Annotated in this window: 22 protein-coding genes and 1 pseudogene; 19 read left to right on the top strand and 4 right to left on the bottom strand. The window is 67.5% G+C overall.

Translation table 11 applies throughout. The annotated features are described in order from the left end of the window. Positions 1-247: 247 nt before the first annotated feature. Together GKO32_RS06875 and GKO32_RS40080 are read right to left on the bottom strand one after the other, a co-directional pair. Positions 248-1,138 (bottom strand): annotated as a pseudogene (locus GKO32_RS06875) (IS982 family transposase). 74 nt (positions 1,139-1,212) lie between these two features. After that, positions 1,213-1,404, bottom strand: coding sequence for a hypothetical protein (locus GKO32_RS40080; RefSeq protein ID WP_208024293.1), 192 nt, complete (start codon positions 1,402-1,404; stop codon positions 1,213-1,215). Positions 1,405-1,518: 114 nt separating this feature from the next. Here GKO32_RS40080 and GKO32_RS40075 point away from each other — a divergent pair, with 114 nt between their 5' ends. From GKO32_RS40075 to GKO32_RS06820, 11 genes are all read left to right on the top strand, one after another. Then, positions 1,519-2,151, top strand: coding sequence for a DJ-1/PfpI family protein (locus GKO32_RS40075; protein ID WP_208024292.1), 633 nt, complete (start codon positions 1,519-1,521; stop codon positions 2,149-2,151). Then, on the top strand, positions 2,148-3,128 hold the full coding sequence (locus GKO32_RS06865; RefSeq protein ID WP_154755947.1) for an ABC transporter substrate-binding protein: 981 nt from the start codon (positions 2,148-2,150) through the stop codon (positions 3,126-3,128). The genes GKO32_RS40075 and GKO32_RS06865 overlap by 4 nt, the downstream gene beginning before the upstream one ends. Then, on the top strand, positions 3,128-4,195 hold the full coding sequence (locus GKO32_RS06860) for a FecCD family ABC transporter permease (protein ID WP_154755946.1): 1,068 nt from the start codon (positions 3,128-3,130) through the stop codon (positions 4,193-4,195). The genes GKO32_RS06865 and GKO32_RS06860 overlap by 1 nt, the downstream gene beginning before the upstream one ends. Next, entirely contained in the window at positions 4,192-5,028 is an 837-nt protein-coding gene (locus GKO32_RS06855; protein WP_154755945.1) for an ABC transporter ATP-binding protein, read from the top strand. Before GKO32_RS06860 ends, GKO32_RS06855 begins: the two co-directional genes overlap by 4 nt. Then, positions 5,018-5,995 (top strand): GlxA family transcriptional regulator, encoded by a 978-nt coding sequence (locus GKO32_RS06850; RefSeq protein WP_154755944.1) that lies wholly within the window; start codon positions 5,018-5,020, stop codon positions 5,993-5,995. Before GKO32_RS06855 ends, GKO32_RS06850 begins: the two co-directional genes overlap by 11 nt. 85 nt (positions 5,996-6,080) lie before the next feature. Continuing rightward, positions 6,081-6,734, top strand: coding sequence for a TetR/AcrR family transcriptional regulator (locus tag GKO32_RS06845; RefSeq protein ID WP_154755943.1), 654 nt, complete (start codon positions 6,081-6,083; stop codon positions 6,732-6,734). A 71-nt stretch (positions 6,735-6,805) separates the two neighbouring features. Then, positions 6,806-7,738 (top strand): 3,5-dioxohexanoate:acetyl-CoA acetone transferase, encoded by a 933-nt coding sequence (gene kce / locus GKO32_RS06840; RefSeq protein ID WP_154755942.1) that lies wholly within the window; start codon positions 6,806-6,808, stop codon positions 7,736-7,738. A 155-nt stretch (positions 7,739-7,893) separates the two neighbouring features. Further along, a complete protein-coding gene (locus GKO32_RS06835; protein ID WP_154755941.1) occupies positions 7,894-8,892 on the top strand; it encodes a cyclase family protein in 999 nt (332 codons plus the stop codon). Further along, on the top strand, positions 8,892-9,884 hold the full coding sequence (locus tag GKO32_RS06830) for an MBL fold metallo-hydrolase (RefSeq protein WP_154755940.1): 993 nt from the start codon (positions 8,892-8,894) through the stop codon (positions 9,882-9,884). The genes GKO32_RS06835 and GKO32_RS06830 overlap by 1 nt, the downstream gene beginning before the upstream one ends. Continuing rightward, entirely contained in the window at positions 9,877-11,037 is a 1,161-nt protein-coding gene (locus tag GKO32_RS06825) for a CaiB/BaiF CoA transferase family protein (protein ID WP_154755939.1), read from the top strand. The genes GKO32_RS06830 and GKO32_RS06825 overlap by 8 nt, the downstream gene beginning before the upstream one ends. Continuing rightward, positions 11,030-11,314: a muconolactone Delta-isomerase gene (locus GKO32_RS06820; protein WP_154755938.1), complete on the top strand. Its 285-nt coding sequence runs from the start codon at positions 11,030-11,032 to the stop codon at positions 11,312-11,314. Before GKO32_RS06825 ends, GKO32_RS06820 begins: the two co-directional genes overlap by 8 nt. Positions 11,315-11,320: 6 nt before the next feature. On the opposite strand, the gene GKO32_RS06815 is transcribed toward GKO32_RS06820, so the two are convergent. Next, a complete protein-coding gene (locus GKO32_RS06815; RefSeq protein ID WP_312867607.1) occupies positions 11,321-13,102 on the bottom strand; it encodes a helix-turn-helix domain-containing protein in 1,782 nt (593 codons plus the stop codon). 446 nt (positions 13,103-13,548) lie between these two features. On the opposite strand from GKO32_RS06815, the gene GKO32_RS06810 reads away from it, so the two are divergent. The 8 genes from GKO32_RS06810 to GKO32_RS06775 all read left to right on the top strand — a co-directional run bounded on the left by GKO32_RS06810 (position 13,549) and on the right by GKO32_RS06775 (position 21,888). Then, positions 13,549-14,766, top strand: coding sequence for an acyl-CoA dehydrogenase family protein (locus GKO32_RS06810; protein ID WP_166459412.1), 1,218 nt, complete (start codon positions 13,549-13,551; stop codon positions 14,764-14,766). A gap of 32 nt (positions 14,767-14,798) precedes the next feature. Then, positions 14,799-16,046: a M24 family metallopeptidase gene (locus tag GKO32_RS06805; RefSeq protein ID WP_154755936.1), complete on the top strand. Its 1,248-nt coding sequence runs from the start codon at positions 14,799-14,801 to the stop codon at positions 16,044-16,046. A gap of 14 nt (positions 16,047-16,060) precedes the next feature. Continuing rightward, complete coding sequence (locus tag GKO32_RS06800) at positions 16,061-17,608, top strand: acyl--CoA ligase family protein (protein WP_154755935.1); 1,548 nt, start codon at positions 16,061-16,063, stop codon at positions 17,606-17,608. A gap of 20 nt (positions 17,609-17,628) precedes the next feature. Further along, positions 17,629-18,273: a TetR/AcrR family transcriptional regulator gene (locus tag GKO32_RS06795; RefSeq protein ID WP_208024291.1), complete on the top strand. Its 645-nt coding sequence runs from the start codon at positions 17,629-17,631 to the stop codon at positions 18,271-18,273. An 81-nt stretch (positions 18,274-18,354) separates the two neighbouring features. Beyond that, positions 18,355-19,530 (top strand): acyl-CoA dehydrogenase family protein, encoded by a 1,176-nt coding sequence (locus GKO32_RS06790; RefSeq protein WP_312867606.1) that lies wholly within the window; start codon positions 18,355-18,357, stop codon positions 19,528-19,530. Continuing rightward, a complete protein-coding gene (locus GKO32_RS06785; RefSeq protein WP_312867605.1) occupies positions 19,527-20,564 on the top strand; it encodes a phosphotransferase family protein in 1,038 nt (345 codons plus the stop codon). Before GKO32_RS06790 ends, GKO32_RS06785 begins: the two co-directional genes overlap by 4 nt. After that, positions 20,561-21,295, top strand: coding sequence for an SDR family NAD(P)-dependent oxidoreductase (locus GKO32_RS06780; RefSeq protein ID WP_312867604.1), 735 nt, complete (start codon positions 20,561-20,563; stop codon positions 21,293-21,295). Before GKO32_RS06785 ends, GKO32_RS06780 begins: the two co-directional genes overlap by 4 nt. A 26-nt stretch (positions 21,296-21,321) precedes the next feature. Beyond that, a complete protein-coding gene (locus GKO32_RS06775) occupies positions 21,322-21,888 on the top strand; it encodes a TIGR03086 family metal-binding protein (RefSeq protein WP_154755933.1) in 567 nt (188 codons plus the stop codon). Between the two features lie 37 nt (positions 21,889-21,925). On the opposite strand, the gene GKO32_RS06770 is transcribed toward GKO32_RS06775, so the two are convergent. Continuing rightward, positions 21,926-22,951, bottom strand: a complete 1,026-nt coding sequence (locus GKO32_RS06770; RefSeq protein ID WP_154755932.1) for a Gfo/Idh/MocA family protein — start codon at positions 22,949-22,951, stop codon at positions 21,926-21,928. Positions 22,952-23,073: the final 122 nt, after the last annotated feature.

The following is a 23,073-nucleotide window of genomic DNA, read 5'->3' as shown; positions in this document are numbered from 1 at the left end:
CAGTCGACGAGCGGTCTTTCGACGCCCGGCAGCGCGTCGTCGGCGCATGTGGAGGGCACGTCATCGCTTTGAGCGTAGGCGGTCCGCAACCTCGCGCCCCAGCATGTCGCCAACTGGAACGACGAGCAGCCCAGCATCAGCCGAAGCTAGGTGGAGACCGCCGTCAGCTCGTTGGACAAGACCGACCAGCCCGCGGGCCGTCTGACACTTCTGGTGGCTCTAGACGGTTGATTCCGTGAAGTTGGTGTTAGTGGTCGTAGGCGGTGAGTGATCGTTTGCTGGTCAGGCCGGTGTTCCAGTTGTGCCAGATGCTTGCGGCCATGGAGAGGAGGCGTTGGGCGACGCGGGTGAACACGCCGGGAGGGGTGTGGCTGCCGTGGGCTTCCAGGTCAAGCTGGCCCTTGAGGGTCTGATTGACCGATTCGATGCGCTGGCGCACGCCGCCGAGGTTGCCGTTGCGGTAGGTCTCGTCCTTGCGGTCCGGGCGCAGCAGCCGTAGCCCCATCGCGTCGGTGAGCCGTTTGAATTCCTTGCCGGCGAAACCCTTGTCCGCCAACAGGACTTGACCTTTGCGGATGAGGTGGTGGTTGTGGTCGAGTAGCGCGGCGAGCACCTCGCGTTCCCCGATCTTGGGATTGGCCAGGCACCCACATGATCGGCATCCCATCTCCGGAACACACGAGGTAGAGCTTGAGCCCCCAATACCATCGCGAGTGTGACGCACAGTATCCGTAGCTAGCGTGCCCGGCCAGGTCGGAGCGCTTCACGGTCTCGCGGGACATCCCGCACGGAACGGGCGTGGCATCGGTGATCCACATGTCGTCGAACCAGGACGGACAGCACATGACAAGGACCAGAATGGTCTTGCACAGCAACGGTTCTGCCGCCTTCAACCGCTTGTGGTAGCCAGACTGGGCTGGGAGGTGAGCAAACCACTCACGCCACCGAGGATCGGCATGAAGATGCCGATCCATCGACGCTCGGAGTCAAACCGCAGCAACACCTGGGCAGTGGCCAGCGTGATCAGCTCACTGTCGGTAAGCAGTGGTCGCCGTCCCCGGCCGATCCGGGGCATCACCACATGGTCGTCGACGAGCACGTACAGTGCCGTCAGGAGGGTGTTCAGATCGTTCGTCACAAAATGATCATGGACACCCTCCACCCATGCCCAGACCCCGGGCCACTTCACATGACCTTCACGGAATCAGTCATCTAGGCCTGGTCGAGGCCGGAGCTGCCGGGCCACGACGCGGGCTGGACGTCGAACAGCACGGCCGGATCGTAGAAGCCCATCACCGCGGGCGGACAGTTCCCGCACGAGATCGCTCGCCGCAGCCGAGGTCCCCACGACTGTCCGCCCGAGCTGAGCCCGTGCCCGAAATTACGGACGCGTCGTTCTGGCACGGAACTTTCCGTGGCCACCGGACGACTGGTCAGGTGGGCGTGGGTGCCCGAGCGCCTGGCAAGAAACGGGCGGATATTGGCCCGCTGGCCACTTCCGTCACGAGGTGCCGGGCCGTGACGATCAATGGCGTGACACGAGTGGATGTGCTGGTTTTCGATGGTGTCGACGATCTCGACGTGGTGGCCCCCTACGAGGTGCTGCAGCGGGCCGGCCGGATCGGCGCGGGTATCTCGGTGAACCTGGTGACGCTGGACGGGCGCCCGTCGGTGGCCACACAGAACGGCCTGCGCCTTGGTGACGCGAGCGCCTGGGCGCCCGAAAAGGCCGATGTGGTGCTGGTTCCCGGCGGTGGCTTCGCCGCGGGCGGGCCGACCGGGGTGCGGGCGGAACTGGAGTCCGGCCGCGTGCCCGAGGCCCTCCGTGAGGCGAACCGGCCCGGGCTGGTGTTCGCGTCGGTGTGCACCGGCGCGATCCTGCTCGCCGCGGCCGGCTTGGTGCGCGGGCGGCCGTGCACCACACACCACGCCGCGGTGACCGAGCTGGAAGCGGCGGGCGGGCGGCACGTGACCGCCCGGGTCGTGGACGACGGTGATCTGGTCACCGCAGGCGGGGTGACCTCTGGTCTGGACCTCGCGCTCTGGCTGGTCGAGCGGTATGCCGGCGCGGAAACCGCGCTCCGCCTGGAAAAGGGCTTCGAGTACGAACGACGCGGCACGGTCTGGCGCGACCCGGAGCGCGCACGGTGAGATCGTTTCGGGCCCTGGCCGTGCTTTCGGCGCTGTTGCTGGCCGGTTGTGCCGTAGCACCAGCGAACACGGCCGGCGGGGAAGCGCCGGTCACCGTGCAGGACTGCCAGGGCAGGGACGTCACGATCACCAGCACCCCGCGGCGGGTGGTGGCGCTCGACGGCTATGCGGCGCAGGCGATGGCGCGCCTCGGGCTGACCGACCGGATTGCCGGCATCGGCTTCACCAAACCGATTCGCGCCGACCGGGAGCCCTATCGCGGTGAGCTGGCGCGGATTCCGGTGCTGTCGGCCGATTCCGTGCCGGTCGTCGAGGCCGTCGCCGCCCAGAGCCCCGACCTCGTGGTGACCGGCTTTTCCGGCTTCGGGGGGCCGGCGGGCAGCCCCACCGACGCCGACTTGGCGACGATGGGTGCCAAGGGTGTCGCGGCGTGCCTGCCCAGCGGGCCGCGGACCGACCTGTCGCCGACGTATGACTTCATCACCAAGCTGGGCAAGGTTTTCCGGGTTCCGGACCGGGCGGCCACGATCGTCGGCGAACTACGTGCCCGCGAACAGGCCGTGGTCGCCGAGTACGCGAACAGCCCGCGCCCGCGGGTGCTGGCGCTGGGCGACAATCCGGTCGCGGGGCAACCGGTGGCGGCCTCCGGCGGCGGCACCATCGTCAACGCGCTGATCCAACTTGCCGGCGGCACCAACGTTTTCGCCGCCTCCACCGGGCGGACCGCGGTGTCACCGGAGAAGGTCGTCGAGGCCGATCCCGAGGTGGTCCTGGTGGTCACCGACTACAGTTTCGCCAAGACCACCGGGCAGCAACTGATCGACGACATCGCCCGCAACCCGCTGCTCGCCTCGACCAGCGCCGTCAAGAACCGGCGGATCCTGTCCTCGTCCCAGTTCCTGGTCGGCTTCCCGAGCCCGCTCAATCTCGACGGGCTCGAACAGCTCGCCACTGGTCTGCACCAGGCGGGTTCGTAATGCTCCTGCGGGAAACCGGAGAACGCCCCGTCCTGCGCGCGACCGGCCGCTATTTCACAGTTCTCGGCGTCATCGCGGCCGTCGCGGTCGTCACGGCGCTCGTCGCGACCGGGATCGGCCCGGTCAAGGTGCCGGTCGGCGAGGTGACCCGCATCCTCGCGAACCATCTGTCCGGCGGCGCCGGTACGGAGTCCACATCGGACCTCGTGGTGTGGCGGTTCCGGTTCCCGCGCGTGCTGATGGCCGCGGTCGTCGGGGCCGGGCTCGCGCTGGCCGGTGCCGTGGCGCAGAGCGTGGTGCGCAACCCGGTCGCCGACCCGCATCTGCTGGGCCTGTCCTCGGGTGCGTCGGTCGGCGCGGTGCTGGTACTCACGTCGGGGACGGCGATTCTCGGTGCGGTCACCCTGCCCGCGGCGGCGTTCCTCGGCTCGGCGTTCGCGATGGCCGTCGTGCTGATGCTGGCCCGCCAGGGTGGCCGGCTCCAGCCGTTGCGGCTGGTCCTGGTCGGGGTGGTCTGCGCGCATCTGTTCAGCGGGGTGACGTCGTTCTTGCTGGCCCAGGCCAACAACACCGCGGCGCAGCAGCAGATCATCTTCTGGTTGCTCGGCGGTCTGTCCGGCACCCAGTGGACCACCTTGCCGGTGCCGGCCATCGTGGTCGTGGTGGCGTTCGCCGCGTTGCTGGCCAGAGCGCGTCAGCTGAACGTGCTCGTGCTGGGCGACGATGCGTGCGCGGCACTGGGCATCCCCGCCGGCGGCCTGCGGCGGCAACTGCTGGTTCTCGCCACCCTGCTCACCGGCACGGTCGTGGCCGTCTCGGGTGGCATCGGGTTCGTCGGCCTCATCATCGGTCACGTGGCGAGGATGCTGGTCGGCGCGGATCACCGGCGGGCGCTGCCGGTCACCGCGGGCCTCGGCGCGATTTTCCTGATGTGGTCGGATGTGCTGGCGCGGACGGTGATCAGCCCGGCCGAACTGCCGATCGGTGTGGTCACCGCTTTCCTTGGTGTGCCACTGTTCCTGCTCGTCATGCGCAGCCGCGGGCACAGGTTGGAGACCTCGGCATGACCCTGACGGTCGAAAATGTGCACCTGACGCTCGCTTCGGCGAAGGTACTCGACGACGTGTCCATAGTGATCGGCGACGGCGAGTTCGCGGCGCTGGTCGGTCCGAACGGGAGCGGCAAATCCAGTTTGCTGCGCACGATCTTCCGTGCCCGGCGGCCGGACCGCGGCCGGATCCTGGTGGACGGCAAGGATGTCTGGCGGCTGTCCGCCAGGGACGCCGCTCGTCAGGTCGGCGTGCTGTTGCAGGAACAGCACTCGGGGTTCGAGTTCACCGTCGCGGAAACCGTGGCACAGGGCCGGACCCCGCATCTGAGCACCTTCGACCGGTTGACCCCGGCCGACCGGGACATCGTCGAGGATGTGCTGGAGCGGACGGGTTTGCGGCGGTTCGCCGACCGGCGCATCGCGGAAATGTCCGGTGGTGAACGGCAACGCGTGCTGCTCGCCCGCGCGCTGGCCCAGCGTCCACGGCTGCTGGTCCTCGACGAACCGACCAACCACCTCGACATCGCCCACCAGCTGGAGTTCATGGAACTCGTGCGCGGACTCGGTATCACGGTCATCGCGGCCCTGCACAGCCTGGATATCGCCGCGACGTACGCCGATACCGTCATCCTGCTCGACCGTGGCCGCACTGTCCACATCGGAGCTCCGGTGGACGTGCTGACCGAGCAAGCGCTTCTCGGCGTGTTCGGCGTCGAGTCCACAGTGGACAAAGTGGCCGGCCGGCCCAGGTTCGGTCTCCGGCCGCGCTGCGTGTGTCCCGCGTCGTCCTGTCACTGGAGCTGCGCGCAGCGGGTCCCCGTCCGTGCCGGGGCCGCCGATGCCGGCTGAACCGCATGTCGTCGCGGTACTGGCGCCGGACGGCGTGGTCGGCTTCGACCTGTCGATTCCGTGCCACGTGTTCGGCATGGTGCGGCTCACCGGCCGGACCCGGCCCTACGAGGTCAAGGTCTGCGGGCCGCGGCCGGTGGTGCGGACCACGGCGGGTTTGGTTCGCTACTACGACATCCAGGTTCCTTACGGCCTCGACGATGCGGCCGAGGCGGCGACCCTTGTCGTCCCGGGTTTGGCCGCCCCGTACCAGGTTCCGGCCGAACTGCTCGACACGCTTCGCGCGGCCTCGGTCCGTGGCGCGCGGGTGGTGTCCATCTGCACCGGTGCCTTCGTCCTCGCCGAGGCGGGGTTGCTGTCGGGGCGGCGCGCGACCACCCATTGGGCCGCCGCATGCGAACTCGCCCGCCGGTACCCGGACGTCACGGTGGACGCCAAGGCGCTTTTCGTGCGTGACGGCCGGATCTTCACGTCCGCCGGTGTCGCAGCTGGTCTGGACCTCTGCCTGAACCTCGTCGCACGCGATCATGGTGCGGCGGTTGCCGCCAACGCGTCGCGGGCGGTGGTGATGGCGCCGGTGCGCGAAGGTGATCAGGCGCAGTTCATCGGTGACACCACGGCCGAAAGCCAGACCGGTTCGCTGGCGGGCACACTGGAGTGGATGCAGGCCAACCTCGCGAACCCGTTGACACTGGCCGATATCGCACGGCATGCCGCCCTCAGCGTGCGCACCTTGTCCCGCCGATTCTCCGACCAGCTCGGCGTGAGCCCGCAACGGTGGCTGCACAACCAGCGTCTGCTGCTGGCGCGGCAACTACTGGAGACCACAGATCTGCCCGTGCCGGAGGTCGCCGAGCGCAGCGGGTACGGCTCGGCCAACGCGTTGCGCGCGCATTTCGCCCGCGATCTCGGCACCAGCCCACAACGCTACCGGCACGGTTTCCGCCAGCCACAAGCGGATTGGTAGGTTCGGGCCCCGGCGGCATCCGACGCCCCTGCGCGCGACCCGCGGCTTACGATGGCGCGCGACGCGCGACCAGAATGGAGGCCCCGTGGCCAGCGCTCCGAGCCACAAGCGACGGACAAGGCTCTCGCCCGAAGCCCGCGAAGCGATGATCCTGCACGCGGCGATCGAGTTCTTCGCCGAGAGAGGGTTCGCCGCTCAGACGCGGGAACTGGCCGCGCGCCTCGGCATTTCCGAACCCCTCATCTATCGGTACTTCCCGACCAAGGAAGCGCTGATCCAACGGGTATTCCAAGAGGTGATCGAGTCCCGCTGGGACAGCGGGTGGACAACGCTGCTGCGCGATCGCGACATCCCGCTGTCCCAACGGCTCCTGGCCTTTTACGACCGCTATCTGGACGCGATCGACGACGGCGTCTGGGTGCGGATCGTCATGTACGCCAGCCTTGACGGGCTCGACATGACCCGCCAGTACATCAGGGACCGCGTCGACGAGGTGCTGGGCATCATCGCCACCGAGTCTGCTGCTTCGATGGGCCTCGACCGGGAGGTCGACCCGGAACTTGTCTGGCATCTCCATTCCACCCTGATCTATTTCCTGATCCGCAAGCACATCCACCTGACAGCTGTCGCCGAGGACCGCTCCGCTGTGGCCTCGATGGCGGTCAACGCCTTCATCGAGACCTTGGCGGCCCAGGCGCCGGCGAGGCGGGCAACCCGGGTCAGGCGCGGCACTGCTTGACACGGACCAGCACACACTATTGAATGTCTCCTCAGTAAAGGCGTCGATGGTTCATGCTGGAGGTGGTTGCGATGGCGCAGCGAAACAAGGTGATCATCACGTGTGCGGTGACCGGTGCGATCCACACGCCGTCGATGTCGGAGTACCTCCCCATCACCGCCGACGAGATCGTCGAGCAGGCCATCGGCGCCGCTGCCGCAGGGGCCTCCGTCCTTCATCTGCACGCGCGGAATCCCGTAACCGGCCAGCCCGATCAGACGCCCGAGGCGTTCCGCCCGTTCCTGCCGAAGATCAAGGCGGGCACCGATGCGGCCATCAACATCACGACGGGTGGCAGTCCGTATATGCGCGTCGACGAACGCGTCAAGCCGGCCGCGGTGTTCAAGCCCGAGGTCGCCTCGCTGAACATGGGCTCGATCAACTTCGGGCTGTTCCACCTCCTCGATCGCTACCAGGAGTTCAAGCACGACTGGGAGCCGGAATTCCTGGCCGCCACCAAGGATCTCGTCTTCCGCAACTCGTTCCAGGACATCGAGTACATTCTCTCGACCTGTTACGAGAACGGCACGCGCTTCGAATTCGAGTGCTACGACATCGCGCACCTGTACAACGTGAAGCACTTCCTGGACCGCGGCCTCGTCAAGCCGCCGCTGTTCATCCAGTCCGTTTTCGGCATCCTGGGTGGAATCGGCACGCATCCCGAAGACGTCATGCACATGAAGCGCACGGCCGATCGGCTCTTCGGCGACGCGTACCGCTGGTCGGTGCTGGGAGCTGGGGCGTCGCAATTCCGGATCGCCGCGATGGCCGCGTCCATGGGTGGCAACGTCCGTGTCGGGTTGGAGGACTCGCTCTGGCTGGGGCCGGGTGAACTGGCCCCCGACAACGCATCGCAGGTCGACAAGATGCGGCAGGTGCTGGAAGGCCTCGGATACGAAGTCGCCACCCCGGCCGAAGCGCGGGAAATCCTGGAGCTCAAGGGCCACGAGAACGTCGCCTTCTGAGACACCGCACCATTTCCGGGGGCAGCGCATGCGAAGCGCTGCCCCTCCTCTCTTTTGATCGCCTTCTCCAGTCAGTGTTTCGAGAAACATCAATCGCCGTCAATTATGTCGCGGTAGACGTCGCTCGCCACGGATCGCTCTGGGAAGGTTTTCCCATGACAGACGTGGAATCCGCGAGTAGCCATAAGGCCTTGCCGGTCACGGAAGAAGAATGGATCGGCTTGGTTGACGAGCTGTGCATCCGGTACCGCAACTGGGGCCGTTGGGGGACGGACGATCAGCGGGGCACGCTCAACTTCATCACGCCCGATGTCCTGAAATACGCCGCCACCATGATCAGGTCGGGCCGGGTCGTCTCCTGCGCCCTTCCCTTCGACAGCAATGGCCCGCAAAGCGGCGGGTTCGGCGGGCGGACCAATCCCGTGCACTCCATGCTGCAGGACGGCGGCGATATCGCTTTGGGGGCGCAGGACCACCTCGCGGTACTGCGCTACACCGATGACGCCGTCGCCATGCCGCTGCAATGCGGCACGCAGTGGGACGCGCTGGCGCACATCTTCTACCGCGAGCAGATGTACAACGGTCACGGGCTCGAACACGTGACCAGCACCGGCGCCACCGTGAACGGCATCGAACAGATCTCCGACGGTGTGCTCGGGCGGGGAATCCTGCTCGATATCCCCCGTCACCGAGGGGTGGAGTGGCTCGAGGCCGGGGAGTCCATCGACGACGCCGAGCTGGCGGCCTGCGCCGCATCGCAAGGAGTCGAGGTCCGCTCGGGCGACATCGTATTGGTCCGGACCGGTCAGCTGGCCCAAGTCCGCTCCCGCGGGTCGTGGGGTCAGTACGACGGGGGACCCGCTCCGGGGCTGGGTCACGCGGCAGCGCACTGGTTCGCGGCGAACGAGATTGCGGCGCTGGCCACGGATACGTGGGGGACCGAGGTTCTGCCCAACGACACGCCGGGAGTTTTCCAGCCACTGCACCTGATCCTGCTCGTCAATGCGGGCATGACGATCGGGGAGATCTTCGACCTCGAAGCCCTCGCCGCCGCCTGCATGGAGGAAGGCCGCTACGAATTCTTTTTCACGGCACCACCTTTGCCGATCACCGGCGCCGTGGGGTCCCCCGTCAACCCGCTTGCGATCTTCTGATGGGGATCTTTCAGGCCGACAGCGTCGAAATCACGGTGCTGGTCGAAAACTGGGTCGACATGCTCCTGCCGGATCTCGACCTCGGTGACGGCGGTCATTGTGTGCGTGCCGGGCTGATCGAGCATTTCGATCCTCGCCGGACTCCACCGCAGGCCGAAAACGGCATCAGTCTCCTGGTCACCGCGCGCCGTGGCCGGCATGAATCGACGGTCCTTTTCGATGTCGGGCTCACCGGGTCCGTGCTCAGGCACAACCTGGAGGTGCTGGGTGTCGACGCGAGCCGGATCGAACAGGTCGTCATCAGTCATGGCCATCCGGACCACTACGGCGGCCTGTACTCGTTCCTCGACGCGTTCGATCGCACGATTCCGGTCGCCACCAACGCCGATGCGTTCCTGCCCAGATACGCGGTCATGGGGGACGGGCGAGTGTCGCAGTACTACAACCAGGCTTTCACTCTCGACGATGTCGAACGCCACGGCGGGCGCCCGGTGCTCAGCGGTGGGGCGCTGGATCTGGGTTGTGGCATGTTCACCACGGGGTACATCCCGAGAACGGTTCCGTTCGAGGGCCCCGTGGCGCCGCCGGCACCACACGCGCCCGGCCTGTATCAGGTGAGAGCGGACGGAACCTACGGACTCGACGAAGTCTCGGAGGAGCAAGGGCTCGTCATCGACGTGAAGGACAAGGGGCTCGTCGTCCTCACCGGCTGCGCGCATGCCGGTGTGCTGAACACGATCGACCGGGCGCGCGAGATCTGTGGCCCCAAGCCGGTACATGCCGTCATGGGCGGTTTTCACCTGGGGTTCCCGACGACTCCGCGCGAGAATGTGCGGCTCACGATCGACGGTATGCGTGAGCGTGAGGTGTCCCGCATCATTCCCATGCATTGCAGTGGACTCCACACGCACGCCGCACTCCACGACGAGATGCCCGATCATTATCTGCAGCCCGCCGTGGGCACGGTCCTGAATTTCGGCACCCATGAGTGAAGCCGGTGCACCGTTGGCGGGGTTGCGGGTGGTGGCCCTGGAGCAGGCCGTTGCCGCGCCGTTGTGCTCACGGCATCTCGCCGATCTGGGGGCAGATGTCATCAAGGTCGAGCGACCGGACGGAGGCGACTTCTCCCGCGGCTACGACACGTTCGTCAACGGCATGGCTTCCCACTTCGTGTGGCTGAACTACGGGAAACGTTCCATCACGCTCGATGTGAAGTCACCGGAGGGAAAGGCGGCGTTGTTTCGGTTGCTCGAAACCGCCGACGTGTTCCTTTCCAACCTGAGTCCGGGCGCGGTCGAACGCATCGCGTCGGCCGACGAGCTGGAGAAGCTCAACCCACGACTGGTGACCTGCCAGATCAGCGGGTACGGCCCGGTCGGACCGTATCGGGAACGGAAGGCCTTCGATCTGCTCGTGCAAGGGGAGGCGGGAGTCACGGCGAATACGGGGCTGCCCGGCGAACCAGCGAAGCCGGGTGTCTCGCTGGCGGATCTCGGGGGCGGTATTTATGCGGCGACAGCAATCCTGGCGGCTTTGCGGTCCCGGGACGTGACCGGCCGTGGCGAGCGGCTCCATATCTCGATGTTCGACGTCCTTGTCGAGTGGATGAGTCCATTGCTGCTCGCTTACACCGAAGGCGGGGCCGTCATCGAACCGGCCGGGACCCGGCACGCGACGATCACGCCATACGGGCCGTTCCGTGCGGCTGACGGCAGTGTCCTCAACATCGCCGTGCAGAACGATCGGCAGTGGTTGCGGTTGTGTGCGGTGCTCGGACTGGACGACCTCGCGCGCGATACCCGCCTGACCATGAACTCCGGACGTCTGCGGCACCGGGAGAAGGTCGAAAGCGCAGTCGCGGAAGCGGTGTCGACGTGGTCGGCGGCCGAGCTGGCAGCGGCGCTCGACCGAGAAGGTGTGCCATGGGGACGGCTGAACGAGACGGCCGATGTCGCCCGGCACCCGCAACTCGAGGAGGGACACCGGTGGCGGGCCGTCGAACTGCCCAGCGGCGACAGTGTGTCGGTGCTCGCCCCTCCCTTCCCGTTCGCCGGACGCGGCACACCTCGCGTGCCCGCGCTCGGCGAGCATACGGACGAAGTGCTCAAAGAACTTTCGGACGAGGCGAAGGCCGACGATGCCTGAATATCTGGTCCGGATCGCCCTGAAGCGACCGGACACCATCGATGACCGAACCTGGGCGGCAGTGCTCGATGCCGAGCGTGCGGTGGGGCTCGACTATCGCCGGCGCGGTGCCATTCAGCGGATCTGGCGGGTGCCAGGAACCACGTCGAACGTCGGAATCTGGTCTGCTCCGGACGTTTCCGAGCTCGACCAGCTCCTGGCCGGCCTCCCTGCGTTCCGCTATCTGACGATCAAGGTCGAGGCCCTGGCGCGGCACTACCTCGAGGCGGACCAGTAGCGCGGGTTATCCCGGTACCCCGCTCACCGCGTCGGCGACGTCGGTGAGCATCAGCGCTGTCCGCGCCTCGATCACGGATCGGGGAGAGCGCAGGTCGAGGCCGGTCAGTGTTTCGATCCTGCGAAGTCGTTGGCTCACGGTGTTGGGATGCAGCACCAGGATTTCGCCGGTGGTGCGCCGGTCGAGGTCGCAGTTCAGGTAGGCCCGCAGGGTCTTGAGGAGCTCCGCACCATGGGCGGTGTCGTATCGGCGGAGCACACCGATGGTGCGTTCGGCGTATCGGCGGAGCTCTTCGGGTTCGGCGAACTGCAGCAAAAGACCGGCGGCCCCCAGGTCGTCCAGTGTCACCGCGGTGCGGGATTCGCCGTCCGCAGCGGCGAAAGCGAGTGCGCCCCTGGCGCCCCGATACGCCGCCGGGATTCCGTTGGTGTCGACCGCGGTGACGGCCATCGCGACGCTCCCGCCGCGCTGTGCCGATGCGAAGGCGCGACGCAGGAGTTGTTCCCCCGTCGGCACCGCGTCGCTTTGCGGCCAGAGCGCGACAACCAGTCCGCGCACCGCGGCGATGAGCGGACGTGGTCTCAGGTGTGAGGTCAGGCGAACGGCTTCGGACGCCGCGCGCTGCGCGACATCGACGTCGTCGAGAATGGTGTGCCCGCCGATATCGGCTCGGGATTGGCTCCGGGCCGCGGCGACCAGCATCCGATGGGGCAGGCTCAGGTTGTGGCCCATGAGCCCCGCACGGTCCCGGATAGCGGGGGATCGCGGGTCTGCGCCGTCGAGAAGGTCGGCGAGGAGTTCCCCTCGAAGGGTTTGCTCGACCTCGGCCGCGGTCCGCTGCCGCAGTAGTTCCAGCGAAAGCACCACTGAGGCGTGCTCCACCGCCCGGACCCCCAGTGGATCGAGCTTGCCCGCGCGGTCCAGTAGCCACACCGTCGCGACGCTCGTGCCGTCCAGCATGACGTTGGCCGCGACGTGTTCGCCCACTTCCTTGACCAATCCGGAGTCGCCGGCGGACTGCGGTGAAAAGGGCGCCGGCGACGCCGCGATGCGATCGGCGACCGACAGCGCCGGTTCGGCGGCGAGTGTTGCGCCGTAGGCGTCCCGGATGACCACCTCGCAGCCCAGAAGGTCGTTCAGAGCCGAGGCGATTCCCGCTACGCCGCCTGACCGGACGGCCACTCGCAGCAGCCGGTCGTGGATCTCCTCGGACCGCACGATGCGCCGGTGCTGGTCGCGGAGGTCGTCGAGAATACGGGCCGAAGTCAGGGCGATCGCGCCATGCTCGGCGAGAAGCTCCAGTTGCTCGACCTCCTGCGGTGAGAAGTCGTGCGGCGTGGTCCGGTAGCTGTTCAGCGTGCCGACGACGCCGGCGCTGGTCAGCAGGGGAACAACCAGGATCGACCGGTAACCCTCTTCGCGTGCCACATCGGTCCAGCTCGAACTGGGCTCCGCCGCCATGTCGCTGACCATGCACGGCTTGCCAGATCGGAAGGCGCGACTCGCGGGCGCGCCTTCCAGCGGACCCGCCTCAAGGCGGATCGGGTGATCACGATTGACCCGCGCGATGTACTGGTCGGGCAGTCCGCTCGCACCGGCGACAGAGAGGTACTCCTCCGTGTCGTCAGGGAGCATGATGGCGCAATAGCTCAGGTCCAGGAGGTCATGCGCGGTAGCTGCGACCAGGTCCAGCAGCGACTTGAGATCACAAGCGGCGTTGACAGCCGCCGTCACGGTACCGATGGCCTTCAACCAGGACCGCAACTCCGAGGTCCGTTTCCGGTTCACTCGGTGAGTGTCATCGAAGACACCGGGCCGGTCAATGTATAGCCCTCATTACATCGTTCAACGGACGGCCGCTGAGGTGCGGAGCGGCGAGTTCGACGATGAGGAGAACGCCAGGCTGGGCATCTCGCTCGGACGGCGCACAGCTCGCCGAAATCGGGCACTCGAGGACGGCACGATCCGCGTGGCGATCGACAGCACCTTCCCGCTCAACGACGCTCAGGCGGCGCACGGCGCCCATGCCGTGTCCAATATGGACTGCATCGCGGTGGGCTGCCGCCGGTGTCGAGATTCCCTAGCCGGGTATCGGCCGACACATAGATAGCCCTCAAGTGTGTTCTGGCAACTATGGCGTGGGGATGCGCTTCCCGCGCAGACTGACACCCGTGGCTATCGCCACCTGAGCCAATGCGGTCAGCGATGTCGCCGGCCACGGAAGGATGCGCGCGGTGGTTGATTTTTCGCTCAGCGAAGAGCAGGTGCGACATGTGGCGTGGGTGCGCGAGTTCATGGATTCCCACGTGCGACCGGTGGTGGCTGAGCTGGACAAGATCAGCGACCCGGACGAGCGCTTCCCGTGGGGCATCATCGAGAAGGCCCACGGCGAGGGCCTGATGCGATTCGGGCTGCCCGAGGCGTACGGCGGCACGCCGGTCGACGAGGTCACCCTCTGTCTGCTCATGGAGGAGTTCGGGGCCGCGGACATCGGCGTGGGCGGGATCATCGCGCAGTATTGGAACTGTGTCGCGCTCATCGACCGCATGGGCAACGACTTCCACCGTGACACGTTCATCCGGCCGTATCTCGACAATCCGCGGGCCATCTACGCGCTGGCCATGACCGAGCCCACGGCGGGTACCGACGCGCAGCTCCCTTATGACGCGCCGGACGGCGGCCCGATGCTCGAAGCCGTACCCGACGGGGACGAGATCGTGCTCAACGGGGTCAAGACGTATTCCAGCTACAGCAACGTCGCCGACGTGATCATCGTGTTCGCGCGCACGGACAAGTCGGTCGGGCTGACGCAGGGCATGACCGCCTTCATCGTCACGAAGGACACGCCGGGGTTCAGTGTCGCGCGGACCTTCGACCTGATGGGGCACCGGCTCGCGCCCATCGCCGAGCTTCACTTCGACGACTGCCGCATCCCGAAGGAAAACCAGCTGACGCCGTGGAACGGCGGGTTCGCGGAGATGTCTCGCTTCACCGTCGGCCGGTACTGGGTCGGTGCGCGGTGCCTCGGCGTGGCCCGTGCGGCGTTCGACCTGGCGCTCGAATACGCGAAGACGCGGGTCCAGGGCGGCAAGCCGATCATCGAGCACCAGATGGTGGCCCGGCAGCTCGGCGAGATGGCGATGACCATCGAGGCGGCGCGCAACACGATCTGGAAAGCGGCGTGGGCCGCCGAGCACCCGGAGCAGGCCGACCCGATCGTCCTGCGCATGGCGCGGGTGCTCGGCTCCGAAGCGGCGATGAAGGTCGCACTGGACGCCGTGCGCATCCACGGCGGTCCGGGCACCTTCACCGACGTCGGCGTCGAGAAGTTGTTCCGTGACGCGGCAACCGGGCTGCATCCGGCACCGCTGGACGTACAGCTGATGATCATGGGCCAGGTGCTGGCCGGCAACCGTCAGGGCCCGGTCGCTCCGCTCAACGTCGCGTCGTGACCGTTCCACCACAACCCTTTGGACGAGGAGACATGACGCTCACCCTCAACCAGAACATGGTCGACAACGACTGGCTGCCGCCCTTCTCGCTGGAGGAATACGAGCGGCGTTTCGCACTCGTCCGGGCCGGCATGAAGGAGAACGGGCTCGACGCCCTCGTCATCTACGGGGCCCACGCGTTCGCCGGCCGGGACCTCGGTCAGATCAACGCCGTATACCTGTCGAACTATGCGGCATTCATCCAGACTTACGTCGTCGTCCCGCTCCACGACGAGCCCACGGTGTTCGTCCCCATCGCCCAGCACATCCCGAACGCCAAGGACCTTTCCTGCCTCACCGATATCCGCAACGCCGGCGGGACGCGCTGCGAGTTCGGCGTTTCCGCCCGGCTGAAGGAGGTCGGCCTCGAGCGCGGCAAGATCGGCATCGTGGGGCCGCTCAACGCGTCGTGGTGGACCATGTCGCTCCCCGTCGAGGCCAGGGACCACTTTGCCGAGGCGCTCCCGGAAGCCGGGTTTCGCGTCGTCACCGAACTGTATGAGCAGTGGCGGCTGATCAAGAGCGCAGAGGAACTCGAGCATCAGAGGCGCGGGGCGTCGATCAACGACGCCGCGCAGGAGGCGATCATCCAGGCCACGAAGCCCGGCGTGAGCCACCACGAGCTGTCCGAAGCCGGATATGCCACCGCCCAGAAGCTGCGGGGCAACACGGCCTACATCCACCTGAGCTCGACCTCGATGACCAGCCCTGCCATGACCTACCCGGACCCGTATCCCACGCACAAAAAGGTGGGCCGGGACGAAGTGGTCCTCTCCGAGCACAGCGTCGGTTTCGGGGGCTACTACGGGAAACTCATGACGACCTGGTTCACCGGCGAACCGACGAAGGAATACCGCGCTCTGTTCGACGCTGCCGCGGAGCTCTATCGGACGGCGCTCGCGGAGCTGAAGCCGGGTATGACGAACGCCGATGCCGACCGGCTGATGGAGCCGCTCGCCAAGGCGGGGTACACCGTCCCCTTTCCGTTGGTGAGCGGGTGGAGCGCCTACAACTCGCCGCCCATGGCCGGGTGGCCGTCATCGGTCGACGAGGCCATCCGGAACCGGACCGTCCCCACGACGTTCGAGCCCGGCATGGCCGTCCGCATCAGCGTCAACCCGCACACCCAGGACCGTCGCCGGGCCCTCTGGGTCGCGTCGGCATGCGTCTTCACCGAGACCGGCCTGGAATCGCTGCACGAATATGATCCCGCGACTCTCCGCATCGTGCCGGACGCTTAGGGCAGAACCGAGCTATGGCTGAGTTCACTTTCGCGCCGTTGTCGCCCATCCACTTCCTGGACCGGGCGGCGCAGGCGTTCCCCCAGCGGTTGGCCGTGGTCGACGCGGACATCCGGCTGACGTACACGGAGTTCGCGGCTCGCTGCGACCGGCTTGTCAGCGCCTTGGCCCGGTCGGGGATCGAGGCCGGCGACCGGGTGGCCGCTCTGTGCGCCAACAGCCATGTCATGTTGGAGCTCCATCAGGCCGTGCCGGCGCGTGGTGCCGCGCTGGTGCCGATCAACGTGCGCCTGGCTGTCGAGGAGATGCGTTACCTCGTGGAGCATTCGGGCGCCCGGCTCCTGGTGGCTACAGGCGAATTCGCCGCACAGGCCGAGGAGCTCGGCAAGCGCACCGGGGTCGACGTGGTGATCGCCGGCGGTGCGGGGGACGAGTACGAGTCGTGGTTGCCGACAACGGCGTCGACCGCTGATCGGATCGGTGTGGACGAACGCGACCTTCTCGCGATCAACTACACCTCAGGCACCACCGGGCGGCCGAAGGGCGTGATGTACCACCATCGCGGCGCCTACCTGCAGGCGGTGGCGATGGCGTATCACGCCGGCCTGGGGCCCGCCACCGGCTATCTGTGGACGTTGCCGATGTTCCACTGCAACGGGTGGTGCTTCACCTGGGCGGTGACGGCGGCCGGGGGTACTCACGTGTGTTTGCGCCGGGTTGATTCCGGTGCGATCTGGCGGCTGCTGCGCGAGGCCGACGTCACGAACCTCAGCGCCGCGCCGACCGTTCTGGCCATGATCGCGGAGGATGCCGGCGCGAGGCCGCTCGCCCGCCGGGTGCACGTCGACACCGGAGGCGCCCCGCCGTCACCGGCCCTGCTGCAGCGCCTGGATCCGCTCGGCTTCGACGTGACGCACCTGTATGGGCTGACCGAGACGTACGGTCCGGTCGCGGTCAACGTGTGGCAGCCGGAGTGGGACGAGCTCGGCCCGGAAGAGGCTGCGCGACTGCGGGCACGGCAGGGCATCGGCAACCTCATCGCGCGGCCACTGCGCGTGCTCGGCCCGTCGGGCGCCGACGTGCCGCCGGACGGGCGGACGATGGGCGAGATCGCGGTCAGCGGCAACGACGTGATGCTGGGCTACTACCAGGACGAAAAGGCAACGGATGCGGTGACGCGCAGCGGATGTTTCCTGACCGGCGATCTGGGGGTGATGCATCCGGATGGCTACGTCGAGATCCGCGACCGCGCCAAGGACGTGATCATCTCGGGCGGCGAGAACATCGCTTCGGTCGAGCTGGAGCGAGTCATCGACGCGCACCCCGATGTCGTCGAGTCCGCCGTGGTGGGCGTTGCGGACCCCCAGTGGGGCGAGGTGCCGATCGCGTTCGTGACCCGGCGAACGGGCGCGACGGTCACCGAGGCCGAACTGATGGCCTACCTGCGTGAGCGGCTGGCGGGCTTCAAGGTTCCCAAGGCGATCACGTTCGCCGAGCTGCCGAAGACCTCGACGGGCAAGATCCAGAAGACCGTGCTGCGCGCCGGAGCACGTCGCACCTGAACGCACCTAGACTCCTGACTGTGTCCCATGACGTGATCGGCCAGGACGCCTCGGCAGGGCAACCGACTGACTGGCGCAGCTACGGTCCTTCGCCGTTGCCCAAGATTCTGCGGGGGGCGCTCGGTGCGTTCGCCGAACACGGCTATCAGGCGACCAGTATCCGCGAGCTCGCCACGGCGGCCGAGCTGTCCGTGCCGGGCCTCTACCACCACTACCAGTCGAAGCAGGAGATCCTCGTCAGCCTGCTCGAGATCGTGTACACCGAGCTGCTGGATCGCAGTCGAGCCGCACTGGCCTCGGGTGGGGACGATCCACTCGCGCGTTTCGACGCCTCGGTGGAATCGCTGCTCAGGTTCCACATGTTCCGCCGTGCCGAGGCGTTCGTCGCCTCGACCGAGCTGCGCAGCCTGATCCCCGAGAACCGGAGCCGCTGCGTCGCGCTGCGAGACGAGCAACAGGAGATCCTCGCCACCACGATCTGCGACGCGCGCAAGGTTTACGACACGGTGACCGAGCACGCCGGGGATGCCGCCCGGGCACTGTCGACGATGTGCGTGGGTGTTGCGACCTGGTACCGCGAGGATGGCCCCCTGTCCCCGGACGAGATTGTGAAGCGATACCTGGGTTTCGCCCGCGGGCTCATCGGCGCCGCCGGCCAAGGCTAAAAGAATCCGCTGTTGACGACACTGGGGGACGCCTGCGATGCTGACCGAGCGATCAATCGGTCGGTCCATCGGAGGCATGTGGTGCGGGTAGCTGAGTTGGTGGCGCGGACGCGGGAGTTCATCCGGGCGGAGGTGCTCGACATCGACGACCGGTATGACGGCGATATCGAGGCGGCCGGCGGCGACGAGTTGCGGGTGCGGTGGCAGACCCTCGCCGCGAAGGCGGGCCTGCTGGCCGTCCATGCGCCGGTCGACTGTGGCGGTCTGGGCCTGGGGATGGTGGACCGTGCCGCGGTATTCGAGGAGGCCGGCTACTCGCTGTTCGGCCCGGTGGCCTTGAACGTGGCCGCACCGGACGAGGGCAACATCCATCTGCTGGACCACGTGGCCACCGAGGCGCAGCGGGACCGGTACCTGCGGCCGCTCGTGGCCGGTGAGTGGCGGTCGGCGTTCGCGATGACCGAGCCCGCGCCCGGGGCGGGATCCGATCCGGCGGCGCTGACGACCGCCGCGCGGCGCGTCGACGGTGGCTGGCAGATCAACGGCCGGAAGCATTTCATCACCGGCGCGGACGGTGCCGGGTTCTTCATCATCATGGCGCGCACCAGCGGCGAACCCGGCGACGCCGGCGGGGCCACAATGTTCCTCGCGCCGGCCGATCGGCAGGGAATCGACGTGGTCCGCCACATCGGCACCATGGACAGGTCGATGGTGGGCGGGCACTGTGAGCTCGTCTTCACGGATCTCTTCGTGCCGGACGAAGATGTGCTCGGCGAGGTCGATCAGGGCTTCCGATACGCACAGGTGCGGCTGGGCCCGGCCCGCATGACGCACGTGATGAGGTGGACCGGGGCGGCTCGGCGTGCGCACGAGGTGGCGATCGTCCACGCCAGTGAGCGGCGGGCTTTCGGGTCGCCGCTGGCCGATCTCGGGATGGCCCGGCAGCTGATCGCCGACAACGAGATCGACCTCGCGGCGACCCGCGCGCTGCTGCTGCGTGCCTGCGAGGAGCTGGACGCCGGGCACCGCGCCTCGAAGGCGACTTCGATCGCCAAGACCTTCGCCGCGGAAGCCCTGAACCGGGTCGCCGACCGTGCCGTTCAGCTTTGTGGCGGCTTGGGAGTGTCCGCTGATCTTCCGGTGGCCAAGATCGCTCGCGAGCTGCGCCCGTTCCGGATCTACGACGGCCCCTCCGAGGTGCACCGGTGGTCCATCGCACGGCGCGCGGTGGCCGAAGTGACGAAGGCGGCCCGGTGAGCTCGCCTACGTTGTCGGATGACGAACTGCTCGACGTCGCCAAAGTCATGTCGGCGGCCGGTATCGAGCCGGTGGCCGGACTGGAGGCGACTCTGCTGGCCGGCGGCCGGTCGAATCTGACCTACCGGCTCGATGACGGGGAGACGTCGTGGGTGCTGCGCATGCCGCCACGCAGCGGCCGTACGCCCTCGGCGCACGACGTGGCTCGCGAGTACCGGGTGACGAAGGCGCTGGCCGGCTCCGAGGTTCCGGTCGCTCGCCCGTTCCTGTTGTGCGACAACGAATCTGTGCTCGGAGCGCCGTTCACGGTCGTCGAATATGTGCCCGGGGTGACGGTCCGGACCGCGGCGGATCTGGATGAACTCGACGGCCACGCGGTCGGGACGGTCACGCGCCGGCTGGTCGAGACGCTGGCGGCCCTGCACCGCGTCGACCCGGAATCGGTGGGCCTGGCGGGCTATGGGCGACCTGATGGCTACGCGGCTCGTCAGCTGAGGAGGTGGACCGGCCAATGGGAGCTGGTCGGCGCGCCTGACCACGGGGTGGCCGCGACGGAACTCAGCCGGCGCCTCTCGTCGCACACGCCGGCCCAGGGCGGTACGAGCATCGTGCACGGCGACTACCGGATCGACAACGTGCTGCTCACCCTTGTCGACGACGATCCGGAGGTCGCCGCGGTCGTGGACTGGGAGCTGTCCACCTTGGGGGACCCGGTCGCCGACGTGGCGATGATGTGTGCATATCGGGACCCGGTTTTCGACCTGATCGTCGGTGCGCCCAGCGCGTGGACCAGCGCACGGATCCCCGGGATCGCCGAACTTACGCAGGCATATACGGCTGCCGGAGGCGTCCCGCTGCGGGACTGGGAGTTCCACTTGGCGCTCGCCTATTTCAAGATCGCGGTCATCGCCGCCGGCATCGCCCACCGCGCCCACGTCGGCGCCGCGACCGGCCCGGGCTTCGACACCGCGGGCGAAGCCGTCGGCACCTACCTCGACCTCGGACTCCACACGTTCGACGGAGGCGCCAGGTGAGGACCGCGTTGATCACGGGTGCGTCGCGTGGCATCGGTCATGGCATCGCGGTCGAGTTGGCGCGCCAGGGCTTCGGCCTCACCGTGACCTCACGCCGTGACGAGGATCTGACCGCGCTGGCGGCAGAACTGACCGATACCGGCGCACCAGGTGTCGTCCCAGTCGCGGCCGACCTCGGCGACCGGACGGCCCTTGCCGCGGTCATCGACCGGCACCGTCAGACCTACGCCACCATGGACGCCCTGATCCTTTCCGGCGGCGTGGGCACCGGCGGGGCCCTGGAGACCTTGCCCGCACACCGCGTGGACAAGACCATCGCGGTCAACCTGACCTCGGCGATCGCCATGGTCCAGACCGCGCTCCCACTGCTGCGAGCCGCCGCCGCTGCCGACCGTGAGCATGGTGCACGCGTGATCGCACTCTCCTCGATCACCGGTGTGCACGCCGAGCGAGGGCTGGCCGTCTACGGCGCCTCGAAGGCCGCGTTGATCTCGCTGATGGAAACGGTGAACGCCGAGGAGTCCGCGAACGGCGTCATGGCAACCGCCATCGCTCCTGCCTACGTCGCGACCGACATGTCCGCCTGGACCACCGACACCATCCCGGCCGACACCATGATCCCCGTCGACGATGTCGTCGCCGTGGTACGGATGCTGCTCGAATTCGGCGCGACCACCTCGCTGACCAAGGTCGTGCTGTCCCGCAGTGGCACCTCGGGTTTCACCGCATAGCCGTTATCGGGGGCATCATGGGGATCATGAGCTTGCTCGACAGACACGGCCAGACGCTGGCCGAGTTCGACCGGACAGTGCATCTCGTCAAGGCGGACCAGTGGGACAACCCGACCCCGTGTACCGAGTGGACGGTGCGGGACCTGGTCAACCACCTCGTTTCCGAGCAGCTGTGGGTGCCGCACCTGCTCGGCGGCGCCACGCTCGCTGAGGTCGGCGACCGCTACGACGGCGACGTGCTGGGCGACGACCCGGTCCGCGCGTGGGAAGAGTCCTCGAGAGCCGCGCGTGCGGCGTGGACCGAGGAAGGGGCGGTCGACCGGATGGTGCACCTGTCTTTCGGCAAGTTTGACGCGTCCCTCTACGGTTGGCAGATGACGATGGACCTCGCGGTGCACGCGTGGGACCTCGCGATGGGCATCGGCGCGCCGCAACCGATCGAGGACGATGTCGCCGAGGAGCTCATCCCCGTCGTGCGCCCGATGATCGCGGCGGCGCAGGGCACCGGGATCCTCGCCCCGCCGGTCGAGGTGCCGGACGACGCATCCGCGCCGGACCGGCTGGTCGCGCTTTGCGGACGCGAGCCCCGCTGACGTCTTGGCGTTGAGGGCACCGCCAAGCTGGCGCGCCTCACGGCAGCGGCAACAGGATTTCAATGCCGGTCAGCGCACTGCGGTGGACGGCCTCGGTGAACTCCATGTACGCGACTCCGGTCTCGAAGGACGGCTCCGGCCGTCCCCCCGCCCGCACCGCGGTGACGAAATCGTGCTCGACGGTCCAGGGGGTTTCGAGATCGGCGGGAAGCTCGAACGTCCGGAACTCGTCGTCGCCTCGCCGGGCGCCGCGGACCTGGTCCCTGGTGAAGTTGTATTCCAGGGTTCCGTCCCGGCCGTACAGGGTCAACGTCGAGTCGGGCGCGAACAGCGACACGCCACTCCACTCCAATACACCGAGGACGCCGTCGCCCCATTCGCCGGTCACCTGCACGACGTCGGGCACCTGCACGGCGTAGCCGTCCCGGTCCGGAACGTACACTTTGGACCGCGCATGCAGCCGGACGGGCGAGCCGAACCAGCGCTGCAGGATCTCGCCGTAGATACCGACGGTCAGCACGTTCATCCCGACCAGCTCGCGGCGCTGGCGCCAGTGAGCCGGTGCGTCCGGATCGGCGAACATGTCGCTGTCGGCCACCAGCCGGAAGTGGTACGGCTCGCCGACGTAGCCGTCATTCAGTAGCTGCCGCATCAGCTTGCCGGCCTTCATCCCCATCGGCGGAGCCGACAACATAGTGACGAGTTCGGGATGCTGCCGGGCGGCCGCCAGCATCGACCGGGCCTCGGCGAGGTCCATCGCCATCCGCGCCTGGCAGAAGACGTGCTTGCCCTGCTGGAGCGCTGCGATGGCGATCGGCGCATGCATCACCGGCGGCGTCCCGATCCAGATCGCATCGACGTCGTCCCGGTCGACCATCGACGTCCAGTGGTCCACGACATGGGGAATACCGAACTCACCGGCGACCTGACGGGCACTCTCGGGCCTCGCATTGCACACCGCAACCAGTTGGACACCGGGAATCGCCCGCAAATGGGGCAGATTCACCTTCCTGGCGATGTCGCCGGCGCCCACGATCCCGATCCGGGTGCGTTCAGTGTTCACCTGCTGAATCTAGCCTGCCAAGCACACAAAGAAGAATGTCAGGCGACACATAGCGGGGCCCGAAACTATATGTCCCACAACGATTGCGCTGGCCTTCGGTGCGCCAGAGACTCAACAAACCG

Source organism: Amycolatopsis pithecellobii, from assembly GCF_009707865.1.
Lineage (GTDB): Bacteria > Actinomycetota > Actinomycetes > Mycobacteriales > Pseudonocardiaceae > Amycolatopsis_E > Amycolatopsis_E pithecellobii.
The sequence above is the reverse complement of the archived record's forward strand: the minus strand, read 5'-3'. Positions and strand labels throughout refer to the sequence as shown.

What these genes read in the sequence shown, in the direction of transcription:
- GKO32_RS06855 (WP_154755945.1), top strand. Translation starts at nt 4,192, where the DNA reads ATGACCCTGACGGTCGAAAATGTGCACCTGACGCTCGCTTCGGCGAAG.
- GKO32_RS06830 (WP_154755940.1), top strand. Translation starts at nt 8,892, where the DNA reads ATGGGGATCTTTCAGGCCGACAGCGTCGAAATCACGGTGCTGGTCGAA.
- GKO32_RS06805 (WP_154755936.1), top strand. Translation starts at nt 14,799, where the DNA reads ATGACGCTCACCCTCAACCAGAACATGGTCGACAACGACTGGCTGCCG.
- kce (WP_154755942.1), top strand. Translation starts at nt 6,806, where the DNA reads ATGGCGCAGCGAAACAAGGTGATCATCACGTGTGCGGTGACCGGTGCG.
- GKO32_RS06800 (WP_154755935.1), top strand. Translation starts at nt 16,061, where the DNA reads ATGGCTGAGTTCACTTTCGCGCCGTTGTCGCCCATCCACTTCCTGGAC.
- GKO32_RS06775 (WP_154755933.1), top strand. Translation starts at nt 21,322, where the DNA reads ATGAGCTTGCTCGACAGACACGGCCAGACGCTGGCCGAGTTCGACCGG.
- GKO32_RS06835 (WP_154755941.1), top strand. Translation starts at nt 7,894, where the DNA reads ATGACAGACGTGGAATCCGCGAGTAGCCATAAGGCCTTGCCGGTCACG.
- GKO32_RS06820 (WP_154755938.1), top strand. Translation starts at nt 11,030, where the DNA reads ATGCCTGAATATCTGGTCCGGATCGCCCTGAAGCGACCGGACACCATC.
- GKO32_RS06850 (WP_154755944.1), top strand. Translation starts at nt 5,018, where the DNA reads ATGCCGGCTGAACCGCATGTCGTCGCGGTACTGGCGCCGGACGGCGTG.
- GKO32_RS06860 (WP_154755946.1), top strand. Translation starts at nt 3,128, where the DNA reads ATGCTCCTGCGGGAAACCGGAGAACGCCCCGTCCTGCGCGCGACCGGC.
- GKO32_RS06825 (WP_154755939.1), top strand. Translation starts at nt 9,877, where the DNA reads ATGAGTGAAGCCGGTGCACCGTTGGCGGGGTTGCGGGTGGTGGCCCTG.